The organism is Butyricicoccus sp. AF18-9LB (assembly GCF_027684505.1).
GTDB lineage: Bacteria > Bacillota > Clostridia > Oscillospirales > Butyricicoccaceae > Agathobaculum > Agathobaculum butyriciproducens.
Genome location: NZ_JAQCWA010000002.1, coordinates 26,180 through 49,255, shown reverse-complemented (window position 1 = coordinate 49,255; position 23,076 = coordinate 26,180). Strand labels below are relative to the sequence as shown.

The 23,076-nt window shown below is 56.4% G+C and carries 19 protein-coding genes; 10 read left to right on the top strand and 9 right to left on the bottom strand.

Annotated elements, in window-relative coordinates; genetic code table 11:
- Positions 1–2 precede the first annotated feature (2 nt).
- Together PGY33_RS02125 and rsxC are read right to left on the bottom strand one after the other, a co-directional pair.
- The gene (locus PGY33_RS02125; RefSeq protein WP_270417859.1) at positions 3–1,016 is read right to left on the bottom strand and encodes an RnfABCDGE type electron transport complex subunit D; all 1,014 of its coding nucleotides are present in this window, start codon (positions 1,014–1,016) and stop codon (positions 3–5) included.
- Between the two features lie 14 nt (positions 1,017–1,030).
- Positions 1,031–2,443, bottom strand: a complete 1,413-nt coding sequence (rsxC, locus tag PGY33_RS02120; protein WP_117750996.1) for an electron transport complex subunit RsxC — start codon at positions 2,441–2,443, stop codon at positions 1,031–1,033.
- A gap of 460 nt (positions 2,444–2,903) precedes the next feature.
- Between rsxC and PGY33_RS02115 the strand changes: the two genes are divergently transcribed.
- Positions 2,904–5,729, top strand: coding sequence for a heavy metal translocating P-type ATPase (locus PGY33_RS02115; RefSeq protein ID WP_118753460.1), 2,826 nt, complete (start codon positions 2,904–2,906; stop codon positions 5,727–5,729).
- 146 nt (positions 5,730–5,875) lie between these two features.
- Here PGY33_RS02115 and PGY33_RS02110 read toward each other — a convergent pair whose 3' ends face one another.
- The 4 genes from PGY33_RS02110 to PGY33_RS02095 all read right to left on the bottom strand — a co-directional run bounded on the left by PGY33_RS02110 (position 5,876) and on the right by PGY33_RS02095 (position 8,681).
- Positions 5,876–6,727 carry a helix-turn-helix transcriptional regulator gene (locus PGY33_RS02110; RefSeq protein ID WP_270477106.1) on the bottom strand — a complete coding sequence of 284 codons (852 nt, stop codon included), beginning with the start codon at positions 6,725–6,727 and terminating at the stop codon, positions 5,876–5,878.
- A gap of 311 nt (positions 6,728–7,038) precedes the next feature.
- Complete coding sequence (locus PGY33_RS02105) at positions 7,039–8,058, bottom strand: Gfo/Idh/MocA family oxidoreductase (RefSeq protein ID WP_117491844.1); 1,020 nt, start codon at positions 8,056–8,058, stop codon at positions 7,039–7,041.
- 228 nt (positions 8,059–8,286) lie between these two features.
- The gene (locus PGY33_RS02100) at positions 8,287–8,475 is read right to left on the bottom strand and encodes a ferredoxin (RefSeq protein ID WP_118753457.1); all 189 of its coding nucleotides are present in this window, start codon (positions 8,473–8,475) and stop codon (positions 8,287–8,289) included.
- A 47-nt stretch (positions 8,476–8,522) separates the two neighbouring features.
- Positions 8,523–8,681 (bottom strand): hypothetical protein, encoded by a 159-nt coding sequence (locus PGY33_RS02095; RefSeq protein WP_243038495.1) that lies wholly within the window; start codon positions 8,679–8,681, stop codon positions 8,523–8,525.
- Positions 8,682–8,852: 171 nt separating this feature from the next.
- Between PGY33_RS02095 and PGY33_RS02090 the strand changes: the two genes are divergently transcribed.
- Both PGY33_RS02090 and PGY33_RS02085 read left to right on the top strand, forming a co-directional pair.
- A complete protein-coding gene (locus tag PGY33_RS02090; RefSeq protein WP_118753456.1) occupies positions 8,853–10,685 on the top strand; it encodes an NAD(P)-binding protein in 1,833 nt (610 codons plus the stop codon).
- Positions 10,679–12,442 (top strand): [FeFe] hydrogenase, group A, encoded by a 1,764-nt coding sequence (locus PGY33_RS02085; RefSeq protein ID WP_118477943.1) that lies wholly within the window; start codon positions 10,679–10,681, stop codon positions 12,440–12,442. Before PGY33_RS02090 ends, PGY33_RS02085 begins: the two co-directional genes overlap by 7 nt.
- A 138-nt stretch (positions 12,443–12,580) precedes the next feature.
- Here the strand turns inward: PGY33_RS02085 and PGY33_RS02080 are convergent, their stop codons facing one another.
- A complete protein-coding gene (locus PGY33_RS02080) occupies positions 12,581–13,627 on the bottom strand; it encodes a LacI family DNA-binding transcriptional regulator (protein WP_118753455.1) in 1,047 nt (348 codons plus the stop codon).
- 524 nt (positions 13,628–14,151) lie between these two features.
- Between PGY33_RS02080 and PGY33_RS02075 the strand changes: the two genes are divergently transcribed.
- From PGY33_RS02075 to PGY33_RS02055, 5 genes are all read left to right on the top strand, one after another.
- Entirely contained in the window at positions 14,152–15,162 is a 1,011-nt protein-coding gene (locus PGY33_RS02075; RefSeq protein WP_118753454.1) for a sugar ABC transporter substrate-binding protein, read from the top strand.
- A 268-nt stretch (positions 15,163–15,430) separates the two neighbouring features.
- Complete coding sequence (iolG, locus tag PGY33_RS02070; RefSeq protein WP_118753453.1) at positions 15,431–16,441, top strand: inositol 2-dehydrogenase; 1,011 nt, start codon at positions 15,431–15,433, stop codon at positions 16,439–16,441.
- 111 nt (positions 16,442–16,552) lie between these two features.
- Positions 16,553–18,214, top strand: a complete 1,662-nt coding sequence (locus PGY33_RS02065; protein ID WP_158578142.1) for a solute:sodium symporter family transporter — start codon at positions 16,553–16,555, stop codon at positions 18,212–18,214.
- 97 nt (positions 18,215–18,311) lie between these two features.
- Positions 18,312–19,100: a TIM barrel protein gene (locus PGY33_RS02060; protein ID WP_118645790.1), complete on the top strand. Its 789-nt coding sequence runs from the start codon at positions 18,312–18,314 to the stop codon at positions 19,098–19,100.
- Between the two features lie 265 nt (positions 19,101–19,365).
- On the top strand, positions 19,366–19,782 hold the full coding sequence (locus PGY33_RS02055) for a YjdF family protein (RefSeq protein WP_118753451.1): 417 nt from the start codon (positions 19,366–19,368) through the stop codon (positions 19,780–19,782).
- A gap of 22 nt (positions 19,783–19,804) precedes the next feature.
- On the opposite strand, the gene PGY33_RS02050 is transcribed toward PGY33_RS02055, so the two are convergent.
- Both PGY33_RS02050 and PGY33_RS02045 read right to left on the bottom strand, forming a co-directional pair.
- The gene (locus PGY33_RS02050; RefSeq protein WP_118753450.1) at positions 19,805–20,830 is read right to left on the bottom strand and encodes a YeiH family protein; all 1,026 of its coding nucleotides are present in this window, start codon (positions 20,828–20,830) and stop codon (positions 19,805–19,807) included.
- A 298-nt stretch (positions 20,831–21,128) separates the two neighbouring features.
- A complete protein-coding gene (locus PGY33_RS02045; protein WP_270477099.1) occupies positions 21,129–21,524 on the bottom strand; it encodes a pyridoxamine 5'-phosphate oxidase family protein in 396 nt (131 codons plus the stop codon).
- Positions 21,525–21,698: 174 nt separating this feature from the next.
- Here PGY33_RS02045 and PGY33_RS02040 point away from each other — a divergent pair, with 174 nt between their 5' ends.
- Both PGY33_RS02040 and PGY33_RS02035 read left to right on the top strand, forming a co-directional pair.
- Positions 21,699–22,040, top strand: a complete 342-nt coding sequence (locus PGY33_RS02040) for a winged helix-turn-helix transcriptional regulator (RefSeq protein WP_118753448.1) — start codon at positions 21,699–21,701, stop codon at positions 22,038–22,040.
- Positions 22,041–22,082: 42 nt separating this feature from the next.
- A complete protein-coding gene (locus PGY33_RS02035) occupies positions 22,083–22,991 on the top strand; it encodes an asparaginase (protein WP_270477097.1) in 909 nt (302 codons plus the stop codon).
- Positions 22,992–23,076: the final 85 nt, after the last annotated feature.

Below are 23,076 nucleotides of genomic sequence, written 5' to 3'. Positions count from 1 at the left end.
ATTTACTGCGCCTCCTTCTTAGCCTTGTCAAGCTGATAGCCGAACTTGCGCGGATGGGTCTTCTTGTCGATTGCCCAAACCAGCGTGTTCATGATCAGGATGGAGTAGGATACGCCCTCCGGCAGACCGCCGAAGTAGCGGATGAATACCGTCAGCAGACCGCAGCCAATGCCGAAGATAATCTGGCCCTTCGGGGTAACCGGGCTGGTAACGTAGTCGGTAGCCATGAAGATCGCGCCGAGCATCAGGCCGCCGGACAGTACCTGGCTGAGCATCCACTGTACGCGGGAAACATCGCCGGACAGCGGGAACAGGAAGGTGATGACAGCAACAGTAAGGATGTAAGCTGCCGGAATGTTGATGGTGATAACCTTGCGCCACAGCAGGTAAACGCCGCCTGCCAGCAGAGCCAGCGCGGAGGTCTCACCGATAACGCCGCCGGTCTGGCCGAGCAGCATCTCCAGCAGGCCGGTGTCAGCCGGTACAGCACCGGTCTTGAGGGTAGCCAGCGGAGTTGCGGTGGAAATCGCATCGGTAACGGTTACGTTGCCGAACAGCGGCAGGTTTGCATGCGGAGCAGTCCAGGTGGTCATGAAACCGGCCCAGGATGCCATCATGAACGCACGGGCACCGAGTGCCGGGTTCATAAAGTTCTTGCCGATACCGCCGAACAGCATCTTAACAACGATGATGCCGAACAGAGCACCGAAAGCGCTCAGCCACAGCGGAGCTGCAACCGGAATGTTGAATGCGATAAGTACGCCCGTAACCAGGCAGGACAGGTCGCCTACGGTGTTCGGGTGATGAACGATTTTGTTGTAAATGGTCTCAAACACAAGGCTTGCCACCATTGCAATAACAACATGGATCAGCGCACGAGCGCCGAAGGTGTAAACAGCAACCGCCAGTGCCGGAACAAGTGCGATGAGCACATCGAGCATAAGGCTCCGGGTGTCATCATCCGCCTTGATATGCGGCGAGGAGGTTACGACTACTTTGCTAAGATCATAAGCCATTTTCGTTTTCCTCCTTACTTGTTCTCTGCGGGCTTTTCAGCCTCTGCCTTTGCAGCAGCCTCCGCCTCGGCCTTTTTCTTCTCAGCCTCAGCCTTGGCGCGCTCTGCAGCACGCTTAGCCTGGATCTTGCCCTTGGTCAGACGGAACTGTGCAACCAGCGGGATACGAGCCGGGCAGACATAAGCGCAGGAGCCGCACTCGATGCAGTCCATCATGCCGCAGTCAACGGCGTTGTCCAGATCCTCCTGCTTGCCGTATACATTCATGTAGATCGGCAGGAGGTGCATCGGGCAGGCGTTGATGCACTTGCCGCAGCGGATACACTGGGGATCCTTAACGCGCTTATCCTCATTGCCTGCAAAGGCGAGGAATGCGTTGGTGCCCTTGACAACCGGGGCATCCAGAGAGAACTGGGCATTGCCCATCATCGGGCCGCCGGCAAGGAGCTTGTTCGGAGCTTCCTTGAAGCCGCCGCAGGCATCGATCAGCTTTTCGATCGGGGTGCCGATGCGTGCTTCGAGGTTCTTCGGCTCAGCAACAGCGGAACCGGAGATGGTAACGATACGGCGGATGACCGGCATACCGGTGGTGAAGCGGCGGTAAACCGCACCTGCGGTATCTACGTTGAATACCGCGCAGCCGGCGTCTGCCGGCAGCTTGCCGGACGGAACTTCACGGCCGGTGCAGGCATTGATCAGCTGCTTCTCAGCGCCCTGCGGGTACTTGCAGGTCAGCGGATACAGCTTGAGGCGGGAATCGTCCGCGATCAGCTCCTCGATCTTGGCGAAGGTGTCCTTCTTGTTTTCCTCGATTGCAATAATCGCGGTCTGTACGCCCATGATGTCGGCCAGCATCTTCAGGCCGCCGATGGTCTCTTCCGGACGCTCGAGCAGCAGGCGATGGTCGGACGTGATGTACGGCTCACACTCTGCAGCGTTGATGATGACCGTGTCGCACTTGCCGATACCGGACTGGATCTTGACATGGGTCGGGAAGGTTGCACCGCCATGGCCGACAATACCGGCAGAACGGATGCACTCGATACGCTCCTCATTGCTCATGGAAGCGAAGTCGTAGGGATGCACGGACTCGTGCTTGCGGTCCTCGCCATCATTTTCAATTACGATGGACAGAACCTTGCTGCCGTTCGGATGCAGGCGAGGCTCGATTGCCTTTACCTTACCGGAAACGGTAGCATGGACAGGAGCGCTGACAAAGCCGCCGGCTTCCGCGATAGGCTGTCCCAGGTCCACGGTGTCGCCAACCGAAACGATCGGCTTTGCCGGTGCGCCGATGTGCATGGAAACCGGCAGGATTACCTCATCGGGCAATGCCAGCTTCTCGATCGGCTTGGTGTTTGTCGCGGATTTATAGCCCGGGTCTGCGTGAGTACCCGGGTGTATGCCGCCACGGAACGAATACGCCATTTCTTTCACCTCTCTAATATTTTGCGCAAGAAGAACCGGACGCGCGCCCGGCTTCCTCTTCTTCAGAAATTGGCTGGCTATGCGTGAAGCATAGCCTTACAGTATAGATTATACTGGTTTTTGTACAGTATTGGCAAGACCAAAAGCAAAAAAAAATCGAATAAAATACAGGGAAACTTTGTACATCTTGTTAAGTCTATCATTTTTATCCGCTTTTTCTTTGTGAATAACGCTCGGGTTCGGTCAGTTTAGACGGATGCAGGTATTCCCTTTCCGGCTTGCATTTTTCGCAAAACCGGCTGAAATGCGCGCAAAATGCGAAGTTTTGCCTCCTGCCTTTTGTGCACATTTTTCGTATACCGCTATTGACTTTCCCTTTCTTCGGTTATAATATGAATACATGAACATATGAGCAATCGTTCATATGTTATCGACTATCACCGACAGGAGGCGATCCAAAATGGCAGACGAACACAAGCATGAGGATACCTTATTAAATGAAGAAGTGCATGAGCACGAACATCATCATCACGAACACGATGAAGATGAATGCGACTGCGGCTGCGGGCATCATCACCACCACGATGAGGACGAACATGAGCACCACCATCATCATGACGGCGATGACTGCGACTGCGGCTGCGGTCATCATCACCATCACGACGAGGATGAACATGAGCATCACCATCATCATGACGACGATGACTGCGACTGCGGACACCATCACCACCATGATGAGGACGAGGAGCACGAGCACCACCATCATCATGACGATGACTGCGACTGCGGACATCATCATCACCACGATGAGGACGAGGAGCACGAGCACCACCACCATCATGACGATGACTGCGACTGCGGCTGCGGACACCATCACCACCACGATGAGGACGAGGAGCACGAGCATCACCATCACGAGCACGCCGCCGGCGCGCACAGCGTCAAGCGCGTGTACACGCTGCAGAATGTCGGCTGCGCACACTGCGCGGCAAAAATGGAGCAGCGCATCAGCGAACTCGAGGGCGTGGAGGACTGCGTTCTCGTATTTGAGACCAAGCAGCTGCGCGTAACCGGCGAAAATCCGGATGCGCTCTTGCCTGAAATCCGCAAAATCTGCTCCGGCATTGAGAGTGAAGCCAAGGTCATCGCACCCAAGCCCAAGCACTACGGCAAGGACGGTCAGCGCGTTTACACGCTCGAAAACCTCGGCTGTGCGCACTGTGCCGCGAAAATGCAGCACCAGATCAGCCAGCTCGACGGTATCGATGACTGCGTACTGGTTTATGAGACCAAGCAGCTACGTATCAAGGGTGACAATCCTGATGCACTGCTCCCCGAAATCCGCAAAATCTGCTCAAATATCGAGAGTGACGTCAAGGTAATCGCTCCCGAGGAGGAAAAGGAAGAGAGCAGCAGCCATCCGCTTGCTGAAATGCTCATCGGTGCAGCGCTGTTCGTTGCCGGTCTGCTCATTCCGGTCATGGCTGTCAAGCTGGTGCTGCTCATCGCGGCTTACCTGCTGCTCGGCCGCCATGTCCTGCTGACGGCTGTCAAGAACATCGGCCGCGGTCAGGTATTTGACGAAAACTTCCTGATGGCCGTTGCAACCATCGGCGCATGGGCGGTCGGCTCGTTCGACGAGGCCGTCGGCGTTATGCTGTTCTACCGTGTCGGCGAATACTTTGAGGACCGTGCGGTTGACCGTTCGCGCAAGCAGATCATGGACGCGATCGACCTGCGTCCCGAGACGGTAAATCTGGTCAAGGACAACGGCGAAATCGAGGTTATTCCGGCCGAGGACGCACAGGAGGGCGACATTGTTCTGGTACGCCCGGGCGACCGCGTTCCGCTGGACGGCGAGGTTGTCGAAGGCGAAAGCCGTCTGGATACCTCGGCTGTTACCGGTGAGCCGGTTCCGGTTCGTGTCGCTGCCGGCGACAAGGCAACCTCCGGCTGTGTCAACACTGACGGCGCGATCAAGCTGCGCGTCACCCACATTCTCGCTGAAAGCATGGTACAGCGCATTCTCGACAGCGTGGAGAACGCAGCGGCCCGCAAGCCGAAGATCGACCGCTTTATCACCCGTTTTTCCCGCGTTTACACCCCGGCAGTTGTTGCAATTGCCCTGCTGACCGCCATTATCCCGAGCCTTGTTACCGGCGAGTGGCACAAGTGGGTCTACACCGCGATGACCTTCCTTGTAATTTCCTGCCCGTGCGCACTGGTGCTCAGCGTACCGCTGACCTACTTCTCCGGCATCGGCGCAGGCTCCAGGCGCGGTATCCTGTTCAAGGGCGGCGCTTCTCTGGAAGCACTGAATAACGTTAAAACCATTGTTATGGATAAGACCGGCACCATCACCAAGGGCAACTTTGTGGTACAGAAGGTCGTTCCGGCGCAGGGCGTTCCGCTCGATGAGAATGAGCTTCTGTGGCTGGCTGCCGCCTGCGAGGGCGCTTCCACCCACCCGATCGCCAAGTCCATCATCAACTCCTACGAGGAGCGCAAAGCGTCCGCGGCAAAGGCCGGCGACTTTTCTCTTGTTGCCGTTGGTGCAACGGTTGAGAACATCCGCGAGCAGGCCGGCGAAGGCATTTCCGCCGAGCTGGAAGGCAAAACTATACTCTGCGGCAACGTAAAACTGATGGAACGCAATAATATCGACCTTTCCGGCTACCACGGCACCCCGGGCAGCACGGAAGTGCTGCTGGCGATGGACGGTCACTTCCTCGGTCATGTTGACATTGCCGATACCATTAAGGCAGATGCCAAATCCGCAATCAGCCGCATGAAGGCTCAGGGACTCACCACCGCCATGCTGACCGGTGACGGTCAGGCCAGTGCGGACGCGGTTGCACAGGAAGTCGGCATTGACGAAGTGCGTGCCCGCCTGCTCCCGCAGGATAAGCTTTCGGCGCTGACCGATATCCGCGAGAAGCGCGGTGCGGTTATGTTCGTCGGTGACGGCATCAACGATGCTCCCGTACTCGCCGGTGCAGATGTCGGCGCGGCAATGGGCAGCGGCGCAGACGCGGCAATCGAGGCTGCAGACGTGGTGTTCATGAACGCCGACCTGGCCTCCATCCCGATCTCGGTCAAGATCGCCCGCAAGGCGAATATCGTCTCCAAGGAGAACATCGTGTTTGCACTCGCGATCAAGATTCTTATTATGCTCCTCGGCCTGTTCGGCATCGCATCCATGTGGCTGGCCGTATTCGCTGATACCGGCGTGGCTATGCTGTGCGTGCTCAATTCGATCCGCATGCTGTATATGAAGACCGAATAACACATACTCTTTGCACCTCTTATATAGAAAGGCTCCCGTTCCGGTTGGAACGGGAGTCTTTTGTATACCATATAGTCTGTGCTGATACGCAGGGTTTTCGCCTGAGAGGCGAACGGCAAACCACCGTCTACACCCGGCAAACAAACTCATTTGTGGAAAACATACTCTTTTCTGAAAGTCCTCGGCGCCATACCCACCGCCTTGGAAAACTGCGCATTGAAATGACTCGGGTTGTCATACCCCACCTGCGATGCAATCCGCGTTACCGGCAAATCAGTTGTGATGAGCAGCGTCTGCGCTTCGCCAATCCTGCGGCGCAGAACATACTGCAGCGGCGAATATCCGGTCACTTCCTTGCAGATATGCGCCAGATAGTACGGACTGACATGCAGCACATCCGCCATCTGCTGCAGAGAAAATTCGTCCGCAAAATGCTTGTCGATGTAGTCCTTGATGCGCTGTGCAAAGGCGTTGCCGCTGTGCGTGCTGCCCTCGGCTGCGGTCGCGCGGAACTGCTGCACGAGCGTCAGGATCGCAAGCAGAAGATGATGCGCACCGTCGTCGTTGCCCTCGGTCAGCTCATCGTAAAGCACGTCGTACAGATGCTCCAGCCGCACGGTCTGCGGCTCGGTCAGGCGGCACACCGGACACGAATCCTCCGCGATCAGCGTATTTTCGCGCAGTCCGGGCACAGCCAGTCCGCCAAGCGCCAGACTCGAGGTTGCCACCGGACGATCCGGTCCGGACGGCTCATCGTGCACGACGCGGCTGTTGAAGATGAACAGATCGCCGCGGCGTGCCTCATACGGCGTGCCGCCGACAAAATAGCGGCTCTCGCCGCCTCGCACGAGTACAATTTCCACTAAATCGTCATGCGCGTGCATAACACGCGGATGCGCCGACGCCTTCTCATCTGTGCGGCTGACCGAAAACAGACGCGGCATCTGCGTCAGGCCGAATGGCGCTTCATATTCCTTTTTCACAAAGCATTGAATCATAAAAACGCTCCTTTTCCCTCAATTCCGCGGCAAAAGCGCCTTTCTGCGGTGGAAATAGTATCCGCGAAAAAACAGCCGGTCGGAATAGCAATCCGGATACCGACCTCACCGACCGGCCCTGCCAGCGCAAACCAGATCAAACCTTTGGCGATACTGCCTTTTGTCAGATCGCGGTACATATAATCAGATAAACTTATTATAGCGCTCCTGCGATGAAAACTCAATGCAGCGCTTCGCCCGCTGCGGTCCGGCAGGGCTGCGGATAACAGAAAGCCTGCCACCTATGGTGACAGGCTTTCTCTATGCTGATTTTATCGAATCGGCAGCATCTTGCCGGTCTCGAAGGATTCCTTGCAGCGGTAAGCAGCCTCGGAAACGGCGGTGCCGTCATAAACGGTGAGGTCAGCCGGCTTGGTGTTGTCGCGGACATGGCCGGTGAAGGCAACCATCTCGGCTACGAAAGCCTCGTGCCAGCGGCTCATGAAGTCCGGATAATACTCCTCGCGGGAGCCGTGCTCGTCCACGATATTCAGCAGGTTCTTTGCGCCAACGTTTGCAATGCGCAGCGTGCCGTGGGTGCCGATAATCTCGGTCTCGACATTGCAGCCTGCGGCATGGGTGCGGTTGGTGAACATGAAGCCCATTGCGCCGTTCTCCATCTGGATGGTAGCAGCTGCGTTGTCCGCATCGTTCAGCTCCTTGTACAGGTCGAACTCGAATACGCCGCCGATTGCCCATACATTCTTGACATCCGAGCCGGTGAACCAGCGGATGAGGTCGATATCATGTACGCACATATCGAGGTACTGACCGCCGGAGTGCGGTGCAAACTTGAGGGTAGACTCGATGGTGGAACGCGGGTCCTGCGTGTAGGAGCGAACCAGAACAACCTTGCCGATATCGCCGTTGTCAATCTTGCGCTTTGCCTCGGCGTAGGACTTGTCAAAGCGGCGCATGAAGCCAAGCTGGAAAATCAGGTCAGGATGTGCCTCGATGACCTTCTCGGCAGCCTTGCACTGTGCAACATCCGTGCCGAGCGGCTTCTCGCAGAACACGTGCTTACCGTGGTTCATGGCAATTTCAATCTGCTGGCAGTGCAGGAAGGACGGGGAAACGATAACGATCGCGTCCAGCTCCGGATTCTTGCACATTTCCTCAAAATCGGTGTAAGTATTCGGCACGCCGAGCTCTGCCGCAACTTCCTTTACGCGGTTTGCATCTACGTCGCAGATGGCTGCCAGTTCGCAGCCCGGAACCTGCGTTGCAAGGTTCTTCGCGTGCTCATAACCCAGACGACCCAGACCTACCGAACCAACCTTAACAGTTTTCATGGTATATTCTCTCCTTTTTTATATGTAACTCTCTCTCTTACGCGGCGGTTTTGCCGCTCTCCATTTGATGATTCTATTGTAGCGTTTCGGGGGCTGAAAAAACAGAGCATTCTTGCGAAAAGAACGCCCCTATTTGCGGGATATGAGCGGGTCTCTCGGGCAAACTTTCAAATTCTTGCGGTCGATGTAAAAAGGCAGACCCGACAGTCTGCCTTTACGCTTACGTTCTCAGCTGACATGAATGACGGCCACCGGACAGCCGCCTGCGGCCTCCTGCGCGCCCGCCTGCTCCTCTGCGGTTTCCGGCTGATGATGGACTTCGGCAAGGCTGTCCTCCGCAATGCGGAACACGGAAGGACAGGTTCCTTCACACAGGCCGCAGGAAATACAGCCGCCTCGTTCGATTGTAACGTGCATACCGATACACTCCTTTCGGAGATTCAGTTTGCCCCGTTTCCGATGATTTATGCGTTCCTGTGCGCGAGACAGCGATGGCGGATGCCGCCGAAGCCTCCCGCAGCTACGGCGCAGTCCTTCGCGGTGATGGTCTGTCCCGGCCGGACAAACTGCTCCACCCGATATACCTTATCTATATTCAGCGAACCGAAATTGATGATACGCACAGCTTCGCTCTCCTTCTCTTTTCTGTCAGTATAGCATATCCGTCCTCCAGCTGTCACTGCGAGCAGCTTTTTATTGGTATTTTCTCCAAAATCACTGAGTTGCAATTGACTTATCCGCCCAAAAGTTCTATTATTTTTTATATGTTTTTACAAGAAAGGGAGGGGACTTTTTTGAGTCGTTTATCCATTGAAACGCCGGGCAAGGCTGAGACCGTCATTGCCGGCTTGTACCGCGATATCGAGCGGCGCATCAGCGCCAGTCCTCCGGGCCTGTGTCCGGTGGATATGTCGCTGTCGTTCCTGCGTCTGTGCCATGCACAGACCTGCGGCAAATGTGTTCCGTGCCGCATCGGTCTGGGGCAGCTGACCACTCTGCTCGAGCAGGTGCTGGATTCCACCGCAACACCGGAGACCATTGACCTGATCGAGAAAACCGCCCGTGTCATTCAGGATACGGCGGACTGCGCCATCGGCTATGAGGCTGCCCGCATGGTTCTGCAGGGCGTGCAGGGCTTCCGCGATGACTACCTCTCCCATGTGGAAAGCGGCCGCTGTCTGTTCGGCTGGGATCATCCGGTACCGTGTGTAGCACTGTGCCCTGCCGGTGTGGATATTCCGGGCTACATTGCACTCGTGCGTGCCGGCCGCTACAACGACGCCGTGCGCCTGATCCGCAAGGACAACCCCTTCCCGACCGTATGCGGCTATGTCTGCGAGCACCCGTGCGAGGCACACTGCCGCCGCAGTATGGTGGACGATGCGGTCAACATCTGCGGCATCAAGCGCTTCGCGTGCGACCACGCGGACAACACCACGCCGCCGGATTCCGCACCCTCGACTGGCAAGCGCATCGGCATCATCGGCGGCGGACCGGGTGGTCTGTCGGCGGCGTATTTCCTGTCGCTGATGGGTCATCAGGTCGTAGTCTATGACCAGCGTCCCAAGCTCGGCGGTATGCTGCGCTACGGCATTCCGGATTATCGTCTGCCGCAGGACAAGCTGGATGCGGATATCGACTTCATCCTGTCCACCGGCATTGAGGTGCACACCGGCGTTTCCATCGGCCGCGATATTTCGTTCGCTGAGATTGAGAACCAGTACGACGCGGTTTACATCTCCATCGGTGCGCATAACGACAAGAAGATCGGCATTCCCGGCGAGGACGCAGTCGGCGTACACTCCGCGGTACAGCTGCTCCGCGACATCGGCGAGGGCCGTGTGCCGGACTTCAAGGGCAAGCGCGTCTGCGTCATCGGCGGCGGCAACGTGTCGATGGATGCAACCCGAACCGCAATCCGTCTCGGTGCCTCCGCAGTAACGTGCGTCTACCGCCGACGCGTGACCGATATGACCGCGCTCGCTGAGGAGATCGAGGAAGCACAGAGCGAAGGCTGCCAGATTCTCTCGCTGCAGGCACCCGATCACATTGAGACCGATGAAACGGGTCGCGTTACCGCTCTGTGGACGCGTCCTCAGGTCATCGGCTCCTACGGCAAGGACGGTCGTCCGCGTCCCTACGATGCCGATCAGCCGCTGCTCCGCACGCCGTGCGATGTCGTTATCGTAGCCATCGGCCAGTCCATCGACGCAAAGCCGTTCGAGCAGATCGCTCCGGTCGTGCGCGGCAAGATTCATGCCGAGTCCGACGCCTTCGTGCCGAACACCCCGCATGTATTCGCGGGCGGCGATGCCGTTACCGGTCCGGCGACCGTTATCCGCGCGGTAGCCGCCGGCAAGGTGGCTGCAGCCAACATTGACGCGCACCTCGGCTTCCGTCACGTTATCAAGAGCGATGTTGAGATTCCGGCACCGCATCTGACCAATATGCCGGCCTGCGGCCGCATCGAGCTGCGCAGCAGACCCGCCGAGGAGTGCGTCGGCAACTTCGATCTGGTAAAGTGCGGCATGACCGAGCAGGAGGTTCATCAGGAGACCTCCCGCTGTCTGCGCTGTGATCACTTCGGCTACGGTATTTTCAAGGGAGGGCGTTCTTCTAAATGGTAAATCTGACGATCAATTCTATTCCGGTGACTGTACCGGAAGGCACCACCATTCTGGATGCCGCCGCCTCTGTCGATATCGAAATCCCCAGCCTGTGCTACCTAAAAGAGCTGAACGAAATCTCCGCCTGCCGCGTCTGCTGTGTCGAGGTAGAGGGCGAGGGCAAGCTGGTTCCCTCGTGCAACAACGTCGTGCGTGAAGGCATGGTCATCCACACCAATTCTCCGCGTGCACTCGAGGCGCGCCGTGTCAATATGGAGCTTATCCTCTCGCAGCACGACAACAAGTGCGCGACCTGCATCCGCTCGGGCACCTGCCAGCTGCAGAAGATCGCAAACGATATGGGCATTCTGGGTGTTTCCTACCCCACCGACCTCGCACACGGCAAAAAGGCCGACTGGACGACCACGTTCCCGCTCTACCGCGATGTAAATAAGTGCATCAAGTGCATGCGCTGCATTCAGGTATGCGACAAGGTGCAGTCGCTGTCCGTCTGGGATATCAGCGGCTCTGGTGCACGCACCACCATTGATGTTTCGGAAAACCGCGTAATCAAGCAGGCGGACTGCTCGCTGTGCGGTCAGTGCATTACGCACTGCCCGACCGGCGCTCTGCGCGAGCGCGATGACACACAGAAGGCGTATGCCGCGCTCGGTGATCCGGATCGCGTGACCATTGTGCAGATTGCTCCGGCCGTGCGTGCTGCATGGGGCGAAGCCTTCGGCATGCCGACCGGCAAGGCAACCGTCGGTCAGCTGGTGTCCGTTCTGCGCAAATTAGGCGCGGATTATGTGTTCGACACCACGTTTTCCGCCGATCTGACCATCATGGAGGAGGGCACCGAGCTGCTCCAGCGCCTGCAGGCAGGCGATCTGGACAACCAGCCGATGTTTACCTCGTGCTGCCCGGGCTGGGTGCGCTTTTTGAAGTCGCAGTTCCCGGAAATGACCGGCCGCCTGTCCACCGCCAAGTCGCCGCAGCAGATGTTCGGCGCGGTCGGCAAGACCTGGCTGGCGCACAATCTCGGCGTGGACGCGGACAAAATTTACAGCATCTCCATCATGCCGTGCATCGCAAAAAAGGCCGAGCGTGAGCTGCCGAGCATGGATTCGGCCGGTCACGGCAGCGATGTCGATCTGGTCATCACCACCCGAGAGCTGGCGCGCATGGCGCGTGCCGAGCACCTCGATGTGGAAAATATCGCGGAATCCGCGTTTGATTCTCCGCTGGGCGACGGCACCGGCGCAGGCGTTATTTTCGGCGCGACCGGCGGCGTCATGGAGGCTGCGCTGCGTTCGGCGTACTTCCTCACCACCGGCGAAAATCCGTCTCCGGATGCGTTCCGCGAGGTACGTGACGACGGCACGATCTCTCCGCTGCCGTGGCGCGAAGCGACGTTCGAGCTGGCAGGCCGGACTGTGCGCTGCGCGGTAGCGAGCGGACTGGGCAACGCGCGTCAGCTTCTGCGCTCGCTGCAGCGCCGCGAGGTACACTATGAGTTTGTGGAGATCATGGCATGCCCGGGCGGCTGTGCCGGCGGCGGCGGTCAGCCGGTGGACGGCACCGACCGCGAAAAGGCCGCCGACCGCGGCAAGGTTCTGTTCCGACTCGATCAGAATGCACCGCTGCGTTTTTCGCACGAAAATCCGGCGGTTCAGGCGCTGTACCGCGAGTATCTGGATGAGCCGTGCTCGCACAGAGCGGAGGAGCTGCTGCATTGCGACCATTTCGCCTGGCAGATGCCGCAGAATCCGCGATAAAAGCCGGTTCTGCAATCCCGTAGGGCGGGCTGCCCTCAGCCCGCCTCATTTGGCGGAGTTCTTATCGCATAACGGCAAAAACACCCAGAACAAGCAAAAAAAGACGCTGTATCAGCTTGATACAGCGTCTTTTTTGCGTTATTCGATATTCTGTGCGCAGATAATGGAAATTTCCGACCCCTTATTACTGTTTTCCGGCTGAATATTCTTCTGCAACAGGTCTGCGAGCAGGCGCAGCGGCTGGCTGCCCTGCCGGAACATGTCCTGCGTGATGGTCAGGTCAAGCGAGCCGTCAAGCAGCATTTGCTTGCGTCTCAGCGACATATCATGTGCGATCACACGCACCTGCTGATCCATGCCTGCAGCTTTGAGTGCGTCCACGCAGCCGGTAACGCTGCGGTTTGCCATATAGATGGCCGCCGGTGGATTGTCTGACTGCAGCGCCGCCGTGACGCGGTTATAGGTCAAACGGTAGTCGTTATAGGTCTCCTCAATCTCAATCTGCGAGGAAGAGAAGCCCTTTTTCTTCAGATGCTCGCAGAAGCCGTCTAAACGGGTGCGGTGGCCGTCGTACTCCAGATTGCCCGCCATCGCCAGCACACGCGCGTTTTTCGGCACGCACTTGCTGAGCAGCTCGGCGGCGATACGGCCGCTTTGTGCGTAATTTTGACCCACAAAGCACAAGCGGCGGCTGTTCGGCAGATCCGAGTTGAACGTGATGCACGGAATACCCTGTTCGGCCAATTCTCCGATGCGTGCTTCGATCGAAATATCATTTAATGCACACAGTGCGATGCCCTGCGCGCCCCAGTTTACCAGCTCGTCCAGCAGCTCGATGGTCTCGCGCGGAATATCTGTATCACAAGTGCACACACGCACCTCAACATCGCGCTTTTCCAGCTCAGAACGCGCAGCCTGAATGCCTCTCGGGACGTCCTCGTGGAACGGGCCGCTCCAGTTTGGCAAAAGCACACCCAAACGCACAGGTTTGAGCGGCAGCTTTGCCTCTGCGGCCTGCCGATGCGCCTCCTTCGGAGAAAGATAACCGGTCTCCTGAATGGCATTCAGCACACGTGCACGCACATCCGCGCGCACATACGAACGATTATTTAATACACGGTCTACCGTGCCGCGGGAAACACCCGCAAGCTCGGCAACCGTTTGAATGGTTGGTCTTTTGTTCATAATCCTTCACCTTTTCGTAATTGCTCTTTATACTATCCTGCATCTCTCTGCAATGTTTCTTTTCTCTGTGCTTATTATACCATATTTCTGTGCTTTGTGAAGACGCAATCTGTTCTCCCCCTCTTTCCGTGTATTTGCACACACAGCTTTTGGTGCAGATTTTCCGATATATTCGGTGTTTTATGCTCCATTTTTCATTTTTTCAAAACCATATGCGATATTCTGTGTTTTTCACAGAATATGTGCTTTGTGCGACATATACAATTGCACACACCAAACCTTGTGACCACCCTCGCTTTCCACATATTTGTTTTGTATTTCTCAGTTTATACGCATTTACACGCATTTTATCCATTTATTTTGACGTTATTTCCATTTTAACGATTTTCACACAGGCAAATTGCCTGTTGACATTCCCGTACCCGCTCGCTATAATAAGCACATAAACAGCACAGAGCACACAAACGCACAGTGCTGAAAGAGAGACACGAGAAGAAAAACGAGAAAAGAAAGGGAGACTCACTATGAAAAAGAGACTGTTAGCAGCCCTGCTCACCAGCGCCCTCGCACTCAGCCTGACCGCTTGCGGCGGCAGCACCGATTCTTCTGCAGCAAACGACGGCGGCGACACCGCCTCCACCCATGACGGCCCGTACAAGATCAGCATGGTGCTCAAGACCAACGCTGCCGAGTTCTGGAACATCGTTCAGGCAGGCGCAGAGGCTTATGAGGATGAGCATCCGGATCAGGTCAGCCTGGACATCAAGGGCCCTCCGGCTGAGACCTACTACGAGGAGCAGCTCAACACCATCCAGACCGACCTTGCGGTTGAGTCCTACGATGGCTACCTGATCGCTCCGCTGCAGTCCGAGGCTGTTGCAACCGCTATCGCAAACACCGACAAGCCGGTCGTAGCATACGATACCCGCATTGATTCCGACAAGTGCCTCGCATTCGTCGGCACCGGCAACAAGGAGGCAGCCAAGGAGGGCGGCAAGGCCGCTGTTGAAGCTGCAAAGGCAGCCGGCTGGACCGATATCAAGTGCATCGAGATCGCAGGCGTTCAGGGTGACGCAACCAACACCGCCCGCATGGAAGGCTACCGCGAAGGCGTAAACGAAGCCGGCGGCGAGTTCCTTGATGCAGAGACCCAGTACGCTAACGCAACCGCTGACCTCGCTGTAACCGCGATGGAAGGCATCATGAGCAAGTATCCGGAAGGCGTTGCCATCATCTGCTCCAACAACGACGATATGGCGCTGGCAGCTGCCCGTACCGCAAAGGACAATCCGAACTACGCAAAAACCATCTTCCTCGGCTTTGACGGCCAGAAGTCCGCAGTAGAAGCCGTTCTGAACGGCGAGCTGACCATGACTGCTGCACAGAACAACTTCGACATCGGCTACAAGGCAGTTGAGACCATCGTGAAGATCCTGAACGGCGAGGAGTACGGCGACGTAGACACCGGCACCGAGATCATCACCAAGGACAACGCACAGGCTCGTCTGGACAACTTCGCAAACTGGCTGAAATAATTCCTTGAAATGCACGCATTTCAAGGAGATGGGAAACACCGCGGCTTTGCCGCGGATGATTCCCGGGCGAAAATCAGCGCGTCGCACAGCGGCACACCGATTTTCTTACTTGTAAAAAAACGCAGATACATACTCCGCGTTTTTTTGTGAAGGCAACGCCTTCACGATTTAATACCGCCTGCGGCGGAAACTATGTATGGAAACGCGCTCCAACGCTTCATACAAACCTCTCTTTTTATTCCAAATGTTCATTTAAGGAGGAACACCCATGAAAGTAGGTATTATCGGTGCGGGTCGTATCGGTAAGGTACACGCAAAGAACATTTCCATGTTCGTACCGGAGATGGAGATCAAGACCATCGCTGACCCGTTTATGAATGAGCAGACCGAGGCATTTGCCAAGTCCTGCGGCATTCCGAACACCACCAGGGACGCAAATGACATTCTGAACGATCCCGAGATCGAGGCAGTTCTCATCTGCTCCTCTACCGACACCCATTCCAAGTACATCATCGAGGCTGCTCACGCAGGCAAGAACATCTTCTGCGAGAAGCCGATTGATTATGATCTGGAGAAGGTTCACGCTGCCATCAACGCAGCCAAGGAAGCCGGCGTAAAGCTGCAGATCGGTTTCTGCCGCCGCTTCGACCACAACCACCGCGCAGTTTACGACATGGTTCGTGACGGCAAGGTCGGCAAGGTCAACATCATCAAGATCTCCTCCCGCGATCCGGAGCCGCCTCCGGTATCCTATGTCAAGGTTTCCGGCGGTATCTTCTATGATATGATGATCCATGACTTCGATATGGCCCGCTTCCTCGCAGGCAGCGAAGTTACCGAGGTAAATGCAGTTGGTTCCGTTCTGATCGATCCGGGCATCGGTGAGGCCGGCGACGTTGACACTGCGCTCGTTACCCTCAAGTTCGCAAACGGCGCGATCGGCGTGATCGACAACAGCCGCAAGGCAGTTTACGGTTACGACCAGCGCGTTGAGGTATTCGGCTCCGAAGGCTGTGCCGAGGACCAGAACGACACCCCGAACACCGCTGTTCTGTCCACCGCAGACGGCGCGGTACACGGCGTAGCCTACAAGGTAATGTGGGACCGCTACACCGGTGCATTCGTTGCAGAAATGCAGGCATTCGCAGATGCCGTTATCAACGACAAGGAGACTCCGGTTACCGGCGAGGACGGTCTGTATCCGGTACTGATGGCAGCAGCTGCTACCAAGTCGCTGCATGAGGGCCGCCCGGTCAAGATCTCCGAGATCGAGGCTTGATCACAGCTTAATTTTCACACCACGCACACAGTCTAAGCAATGTGCTAAAACCGTTGGTGCGCTATGCACCAACGGTTTTTTATGCAAATCGAGGGAGTTAGAACAGAGAAAATGATATTCACTTGCGTAACCTTTGTATTTTTTACCATTTTAGTTGCGGTCATCTCCTACGTCAAGACCAAGGGCGATGACCAGACCACCGCCGACGGCTATTTTCTGGCAGGACGCGGTCTACCGGGCATTGTCATTGCAGGCTCACTGCTGCTGACCAACCTCTCCGCAGAGCAGCTTGTCGGTACAAACGGACAGACCTGGGCGATCGGCATGAGCCCGATGGCATTCGAGGTCATGGCAGCCACCGCGCTGATCGTGCTGGCGTTGTTTGCCGCGCCGCGCTACCTGAAAAGCGGCATTACCACCATCCCGCAGCTGCTCGGTGAGCGCTATGACAGACCCACTAAGCTGTGGTTCTCCATCGCATACATCATTCTGTACCTGTTCGTGCAGATTCCGGTAATCCTGTACTCTGGTTCGCTGGTGTTTGAAAACATTTTCAACCTGTCCGGAATCCTTGGCATTACCAAGTTCCAGTCCATCGTTATCCTGTGTATCCTTATCACTATCATCGGCTCGATTTACGCTATCTTCGGCGGTCTGAAGGCTGTTGCAGTATCGGATACCATCAACGGCGTGGGCCTGCTGATCGGCGGTCTGATGATCCCGTTTCTGGCACTCAACGTGCTCGGTCATGCCTCCGGCAGTGAAAGCAGCGTTGCTATCATGGACGGTGTGCGCTACCTCATTCATAACCACGCAGACATGCTCAACTCCATCGCTCCCGCACAGAGCGAAGCACCGGCGGTTCCGTGGCCGACCGTATTCCTCGGTCTGGTATTCCTCGGCTTCCAGTCGTGGTGCACCCACCAGTCGTTCATCCAGCGCGTACTTGCCGCTGAAAACCTCAAGGAAGCACAGAAGGGCGCACTCTACTGCGCATTCCTGAAGATCCTCGGCTTTATGTTCCTCGCTCTGCCGGGTGTTATCGCTTACGCGATCTTCAACATCGAGGGCACGCAGGTTTCCATGATGGACGATGCCTACCCGGCACTCATCACCCGCGTTGTACCGCAGCCGATCATGGGCTTTTTCGCAGCCGTTATGTTCGGCGCGATCCTGTCCTCGTTCAACTCGGTGCTCAACTCGGTAAACACCATGTTCACGATGGACATCTACAAGGAATTCATCAACAAGAACGCCAGCGATAAAAAGCTGGTCTCGGTCGGCAAGAATATCGGCATTGTGTTCGCGATCTTCTCGATGATCGTCGGTCCGATGGTCTACTTCTTCCCTGCCGGTCTCAAGACCTTCCTCGATTCGTTTGTTATGCTGGTCGGTCTGCCGGTCCTGTCCGGTGTATTCGGCGGCTTCTTCTTCAACTGCCTGCCGAAGTACAGCGCACGCTTCATCATGGTATTCCACATCATCTGCTATGGCGGCTTCATGCTCCTGTCTCCCAGCTATTCGCTGTTCGGCGGCAACGAGGGCACCATGCACTATCTGTACGCCGTATCCGTTCTGTGGCCGCTTGAAATGCTGATCATGTACCTCATGCACCGTCACAATAAGCGCAAGGGTGCTGAGGTTTGGGTACAGGAGGACGTCGGCGCGGTAGACCTGACGCCGTGGAAGTACCGCAATATCGTCAGCGTGATCGTTATCGTATGCGTTGTGCTGGTTTATCTGGCATTCTCGCCGCTCGGCATCGGAGCATAATTTTTGGAAAGCAGCGTTGCATATCCGCTGCGCTTGATGTATCATCAATTTAAAAGAGTAAGACAACCGAAACAAGAAAATTTGGAGGTAATTTATTATGGCACTGAGAAAATGCGCTTGCATCGACACCCTTTACACCGAGCTGGACTGGCTCGACCGTTTTCAGGCTGCCAAGAACGACGGCTTTGAGGCCGTAGAGTTCTGGGACTGGCGTATCCGCGATCTGGATGCGACCCGCGAGGCTGCTGAGAAGGCCGGCATTGCCATTTCCGGCTTCAACGGTGATGCGGACTACTCGCTCGTAGACCCGACCCACAAGCAGAAGTATCTGGACTACCTGAAGGAGTCCATCGCGGCGGCTAAGAAGGTTGGCGCAGCCAGCGTTACCATCCACTCCAACGCACTGGGTGATGGCGGCATTGTAGTAAACCACTACGATAACCTTTCCCACACCGTAAAGCTGTGCTCGATGTACGACACGCTGCTCGCCTGCGCTGAACTGGCCGAGAAGGAAGAGATCAACCTCAACCTCGAGGCGCTGAACATCACCACCGACCACGTCGGCAACTTCCTCGCTACCACCCAGATGGGCGCTGAAATCGTTCGTCTGATCGGCTCTCCGCGTCTCAAGCTGCTGTATGATGTATACCACATGCAGATCAACGAAGGCTGCATCTGCGATACCATCTCCAACTACGGCGACACCTTCGGCCACATTCACGTTGCCGATGCTCCAGGCCGTCATGAGCCGGGCACCGGTGAGATCAACTATAAGAAGGTTATCCGTCACCTCGAGGAGTGCGGCTACACCGGCCGTGTCGGCTATGAGCTGTTCCCGCTGACCGATACCGCAGCTGCCGTTAAGGCCATCATGGAAAACGCCTAAATCTCTCTTTCTTTCAAGTCCCTGTGCTGTATGGTACAGGGACTTCTGTTATGCTATCAGGCAGGCATATCGAACCCGCAAATCAAAATCTTCAACCGCATCCTGCATTTCCATGCTATAATAAAACTGCAAAGATAAAAACGCAACGTGCACTCCGTGCACCAGAGCCGGTAGGTAGCCCGGCCGTCCTGCTTTTGCAGGGTAAGTAACCTGCCCCTCCGGGTTGTCCATTCTTTGTTCATTTATTTTTCAGGAGGGAAAAACAATGGACAAAGTAATTGGCAGACTGACCGTATTTTTTGAGGACCCGTTCTGGGTCGGTGTATTCGAGCGGATCGAAAACGGCAGGTTATCCGCGGCAAAGGTAACCTTCGGCGCAGAGCCGAAGGAGCCGGAGCTGCTGATGTACCTGCTGCGGCACTACTACCGATTGCAATTCAGTCCGGCTGTTGAGACTGCCGTAAAGCCTGCGCACCGCAATCCCAAACGAGCACAGCGGGAAGCCGGACGGCAGACCGCGCAAGTCGGCATCGGCACCAAATCGCAGCAGGCGCTGCAGCTCCAGCAGGAGCAGAACAAGCAGGCGCGCAAGCGCCGGAGCCGTGCGCGCAAACAGGCCGATGCCAAACGGCTTTATGCACTCAAACAGCAGCAAAAACGCGAAAAGCACAAAGGACATTAGTCCTTTGTGCTTTTCTTTTCGCTTAGAGGAACCCGAGCAAGTGCTGCATCACGATGCTGACGCACGCGATAGCAACCCAGCAGCAGAAGCCCATGAAAATCGGCTTGCCGCCGGTCTTGACCAGCTTTACGATATTGGTATTCATGCCGATAGCCGCCATCGCCATAACGATGAAGAACTTGGACAGCGTCTTGAGCGGCGTAAACACGCCTGCCGGTACGCCGACCGTGGTGCACACCGTGGTGATGATGGACGCGAGCACGAAGTACAGGATAAACATCGGGAACGCGCGCTTGAGCGAGAAGGCTTCGCCGCCCTGGCTCTGCTCGGTCTTGGCCTTATGGGTGCGCCACAGTGCCAGTACGAGCGTGATCGGAATGATCGCCAGCGTGCGCGTCAGCTTGACGATAGTAGCGATTTCCAGCGTATTGCTGCCGTGGATGCCGTCCCATGCGGAAGCGGCTGCCGTTACGGACGAGGTATCGTTGACCGCCGTGCCCGCAAACAGGCCGAAGCCGTGGTCAGTCATGCCGAGCATGCCGCCGAGCGTCGGGAAGGTCAGCGCCGCGATGACGTTGAACAGAAAAATAACCGAAATCGCCTGCGCGATCTCCTCATCGTCCGCGCCGATGACCGGAGCGGTTGCCGCGATCGCCGAGCCGCCGCAGATGGACGAGCCGACACCGACCAGCGTCGAGATGTTGGACGGTACCTTCATTGCCTTGCACAGCACGAACGATACGATCAGCGAGGTGCCGATGGTTGAAACGATGATGGGCAGCGACTGTGCGCCGACCTTGGCAATCTCGGACAGGTTAAGACCGAAGCCGAGCAGGATAACCGCGTACTGCAGCACCTTTTTCGAGGTAAAGCCGATACCCGGCTGCACCTTGGTCTTGTTCTTCCAGAACAGTGTGAGCACCATGCCGATCAGGATGGAGAATACCGGTCCGCCGACAACCGGCACCGCCTGTCCCAGCAGCCACGCCGGAATCGCAATGCACAGGCACAGCAGCAGTCCGGCGCCGTTTTTCTTGATAAAATCCATTGTTTTACCCCCTTGATGTAAGCTAGATATTAGTATACATCGACAGGGTACATTGGTTCAATGGTTAGTTTGTATTTACGCATAAAATAGTTGTTTTGTAATATTGTGCTTCTATACTCTGGCGCCGCAGCGCATATTCAATAGCATTTGCTCTGCAAATGCAAGAAAACCGGGGACATGTGCCTCGGTTTTCTTACGTATAGAGGGAGAAAGTTTCTGTATAGGAACTTTCGGACGACTTTGGAACGGCCAACGGTCCGTTCCTCTTGTCGGCGAAACCGTGGTTTCGCGACAGGAATTAAAACTGATACGGCGGATTTCCGGAGAAATCAGCGATGCTGCCGTGTGCATCCTCGAGATAGAACACCTCGAAGATCGGGTTGGTCGCCTCGCCGTACTGGCTCTTGACGATCGGATTTGCGATGCACATCTCCTTGGCAGCCATGTTGTTCTCGAAAACAGCCTTGCCGTGCAGGCGAATCCATGCGTACTCCGGGCTGGAAACCGAGATTTCGATCTCCGGATTGCTCTGCATGTCCTTGTAAACGTCCTTCGTGTTGTTCGTGCAGAACCACAGCTTGCCGTCCATCTCGCCCGAGAACATGAACGGGCGGCACTTTGCCTTGCCGTCACGGCCTACGGTTGCCAGATACTGTACCGGATTCGCCTGCAGAAATTCTACGACCTTGCTCATGATAAATACCTCCATGAAGATTTTATTTTCTTTTTCTATATTGGGATTGCTTTTCCCTTTCGGTGATTCTATAATAAAGCCGTAGTGACAATCTGTAAAGTAAGCACAATATTGTGGTGTAGTTACCCAAAAGATACTATTGGCGCAAATCGCGTTAACAAGGAGGTTTTTCTCATGGAACTGACCGAATCGACTGCAAAACAGGAACTGCCCGCCTGCCCTGTCGAGACCACGCTGACGCTTATCAGCGATAAATGGAAGGTGCTCATCCTGCGTGACCTGATGAACGGCACCCTGCGTTTCGGCGAACTGAAAAAGTCCATCGGGCACGTCACACAGAAGGTTCTGACCGCACAGTTGCGCCAGATGGAGCAGAGCGGTCTGCTGACGCGCAAGGTCTACGCCGAGGTGCCGCCGCGCGTGGAATACACGCTGACCGAACTCGGGTACAGCCTGAAACCCGTGATGGACGCCCTGTGGAAATGGGGAGAAAATTATCAAGCACAGTGCCGTTAATCCGGCTTTCTATCCGTAAAAACAACTTTCAGGAGGAAAATCATGCCTCATATTTTAATGATCGCCACCGGCGGCACGATTGCGTGCTGCGAGACCGAACGCGGTCTTTCCCCTGCTCTGGACGGCACCGCGCTGCTCGGCGCACTGCCTGAACTGTCTGCGCTGTGCACAGTCGAAACGCTCGATCTCATGCAGCTCGACTCGACCGACGTAACCGCCGCCGACCGTCAGCGCATGGCCCAGGCGGTCTGGCAAAGCCGCGAGAAATTCGACGGCTTTGTACTCACGCACGGCACGGATACGCTCGCATACACCGCCGCGCTGCTCACCCACCTGCTGCCGCATTTCGATAAGCCGCTCGTGCTGACCGGCTCCATGCTGCCGATGGGCGTGCCGGACTCGGATGCGCCGCGCAATCTGCTGGATGCGTTCCGCACTGCGGCAGACGGACGCGCAGGCGTGTACGCCGTAATGAACGGTCAGATTTTGCACGGCAGCCACGTTTTCAAGCAGCATTCGACCGAGATTGACGCATTTCTCTCGGCAAATGCCGCACCGGCCGGTGAAATCTGCGGCGGCGAAGTGCGCTGGAGCAAACCCGCGTCCGCACCTTCCGGCGCGCCGCAGCTTATCGAGCAGATCGACACCCACATTCTGCCCGTGCGCCTGACACCTGATCTTGATCCGTCATTCTTCTCCGTGCTGCTCGGCTACCCCAAGGTTGTACTCGAAGCCTTCGGCGCAGGCGGCGTACCCGCCCGTCTGGAATCCGCCGTACGCGACCTGATCCAAAGCGGTACGCGCGTGTATATCACCACGCAGTGCCCGGAAGGCGGCGTGCACCTGCACAAATACGAGGTTGGACGCCGTGCCGAAGCACTCGGTGCGATTTCTCTCGGCAGCCGTACCTTCGAGGACGCGCTCGGCGCACTCATGTGCGGTGAATTGTAAGATGTTCTGCCCGCAGCGTACAATTTAGAATACGCCAGCCTGTCCGAAATAACACAAAATCCCGCCTTCTCACGCGAGAAAGCGG

Coding starts and splice junctions, on each gene's coding strand:
- PGY33_RS02125 (WP_270417859.1), bottom strand. CDS start 1,016: ATGGCTTATGATCTTAGCAAAGTAGTCGTAACCTCCTCGCCGCATATC.
- rsxC (WP_117750996.1), bottom strand. CDS start 2,443: ATGGCGTATTCGTTCCGTGGCGGCATACACCCGGGTACTCACGCAGAC.
- PGY33_RS02115 (WP_118753460.1), top strand. CDS start 2,904: ATGGCAGACGAACACAAGCATGAGGATACCTTATTAAATGAAGAAGTG.
- PGY33_RS02110 (WP_270477106.1), bottom strand. CDS start 6,727: ATGATTCAATGCTTTGTGAAAAAGGAATATGAAGCGCCATTCGGCCTG.
- PGY33_RS02105 (WP_117491844.1), bottom strand. CDS start 8,058: ATGAAAACTGTTAAGGTTGGTTCGGTAGGTCTGGGTCGTCTGGGTTAT.
- PGY33_RS02100 (WP_118753457.1), bottom strand. CDS start 8,475: ATGCACGTTACAATCGAACGAGGCGGCTGTATTTCCTGCGGCCTGTGT.
- PGY33_RS02085 (WP_118477943.1), top strand. CDS start 10,679: ATGGTAAATCTGACGATCAATTCTATTCCGGTGACTGTACCGGAAGGC.
- PGY33_RS02080 (WP_118753455.1), bottom strand. CDS start 13,627: ATGAACAAAAGACCAACCATTCAAACGGTTGCCGAGCTTGCGGGTGTT.
- PGY33_RS02075 (WP_118753454.1), top strand. CDS start 14,152: ATGAAAAAGAGACTGTTAGCAGCCCTGCTCACCAGCGCCCTCGCACTC.
- iolG (WP_118753453.1), top strand. CDS start 15,431: ATGAAAGTAGGTATTATCGGTGCGGGTCGTATCGGTAAGGTACACGCA.
- PGY33_RS02065 (WP_158578142.1), top strand. CDS start 16,553: ATGATATTCACTTGCGTAACCTTTGTATTTTTTACCATTTTAGTTGCG.
- PGY33_RS02060 (WP_118645790.1), top strand. CDS start 18,312: ATGGCACTGAGAAAATGCGCTTGCATCGACACCCTTTACACCGAGCTG.
- PGY33_RS02055 (WP_118753451.1), top strand. CDS start 19,366: ATGGACAAAGTAATTGGCAGACTGACCGTATTTTTTGAGGACCCGTTC.
- PGY33_RS02050 (WP_118753450.1), bottom strand. CDS start 20,830: ATGGATTTTATCAAGAAAAACGGCGCCGGACTGCTGCTGTGCCTGTGC.
- PGY33_RS02045 (WP_270477099.1), bottom strand. CDS start 21,524: ATGAGCAAGGTCGTAGAATTTCTGCAGGCGAATCCGGTACAGTATCTG.
- PGY33_RS02040 (WP_118753448.1), top strand. CDS start 21,699: ATGGAACTGACCGAATCGACTGCAAAACAGGAACTGCCCGCCTGCCCT.
- PGY33_RS02035 (WP_270477097.1), top strand. CDS start 22,083: ATGCCTCATATTTTAATGATCGCCACCGGCGGCACGATTGCGTGCTGC.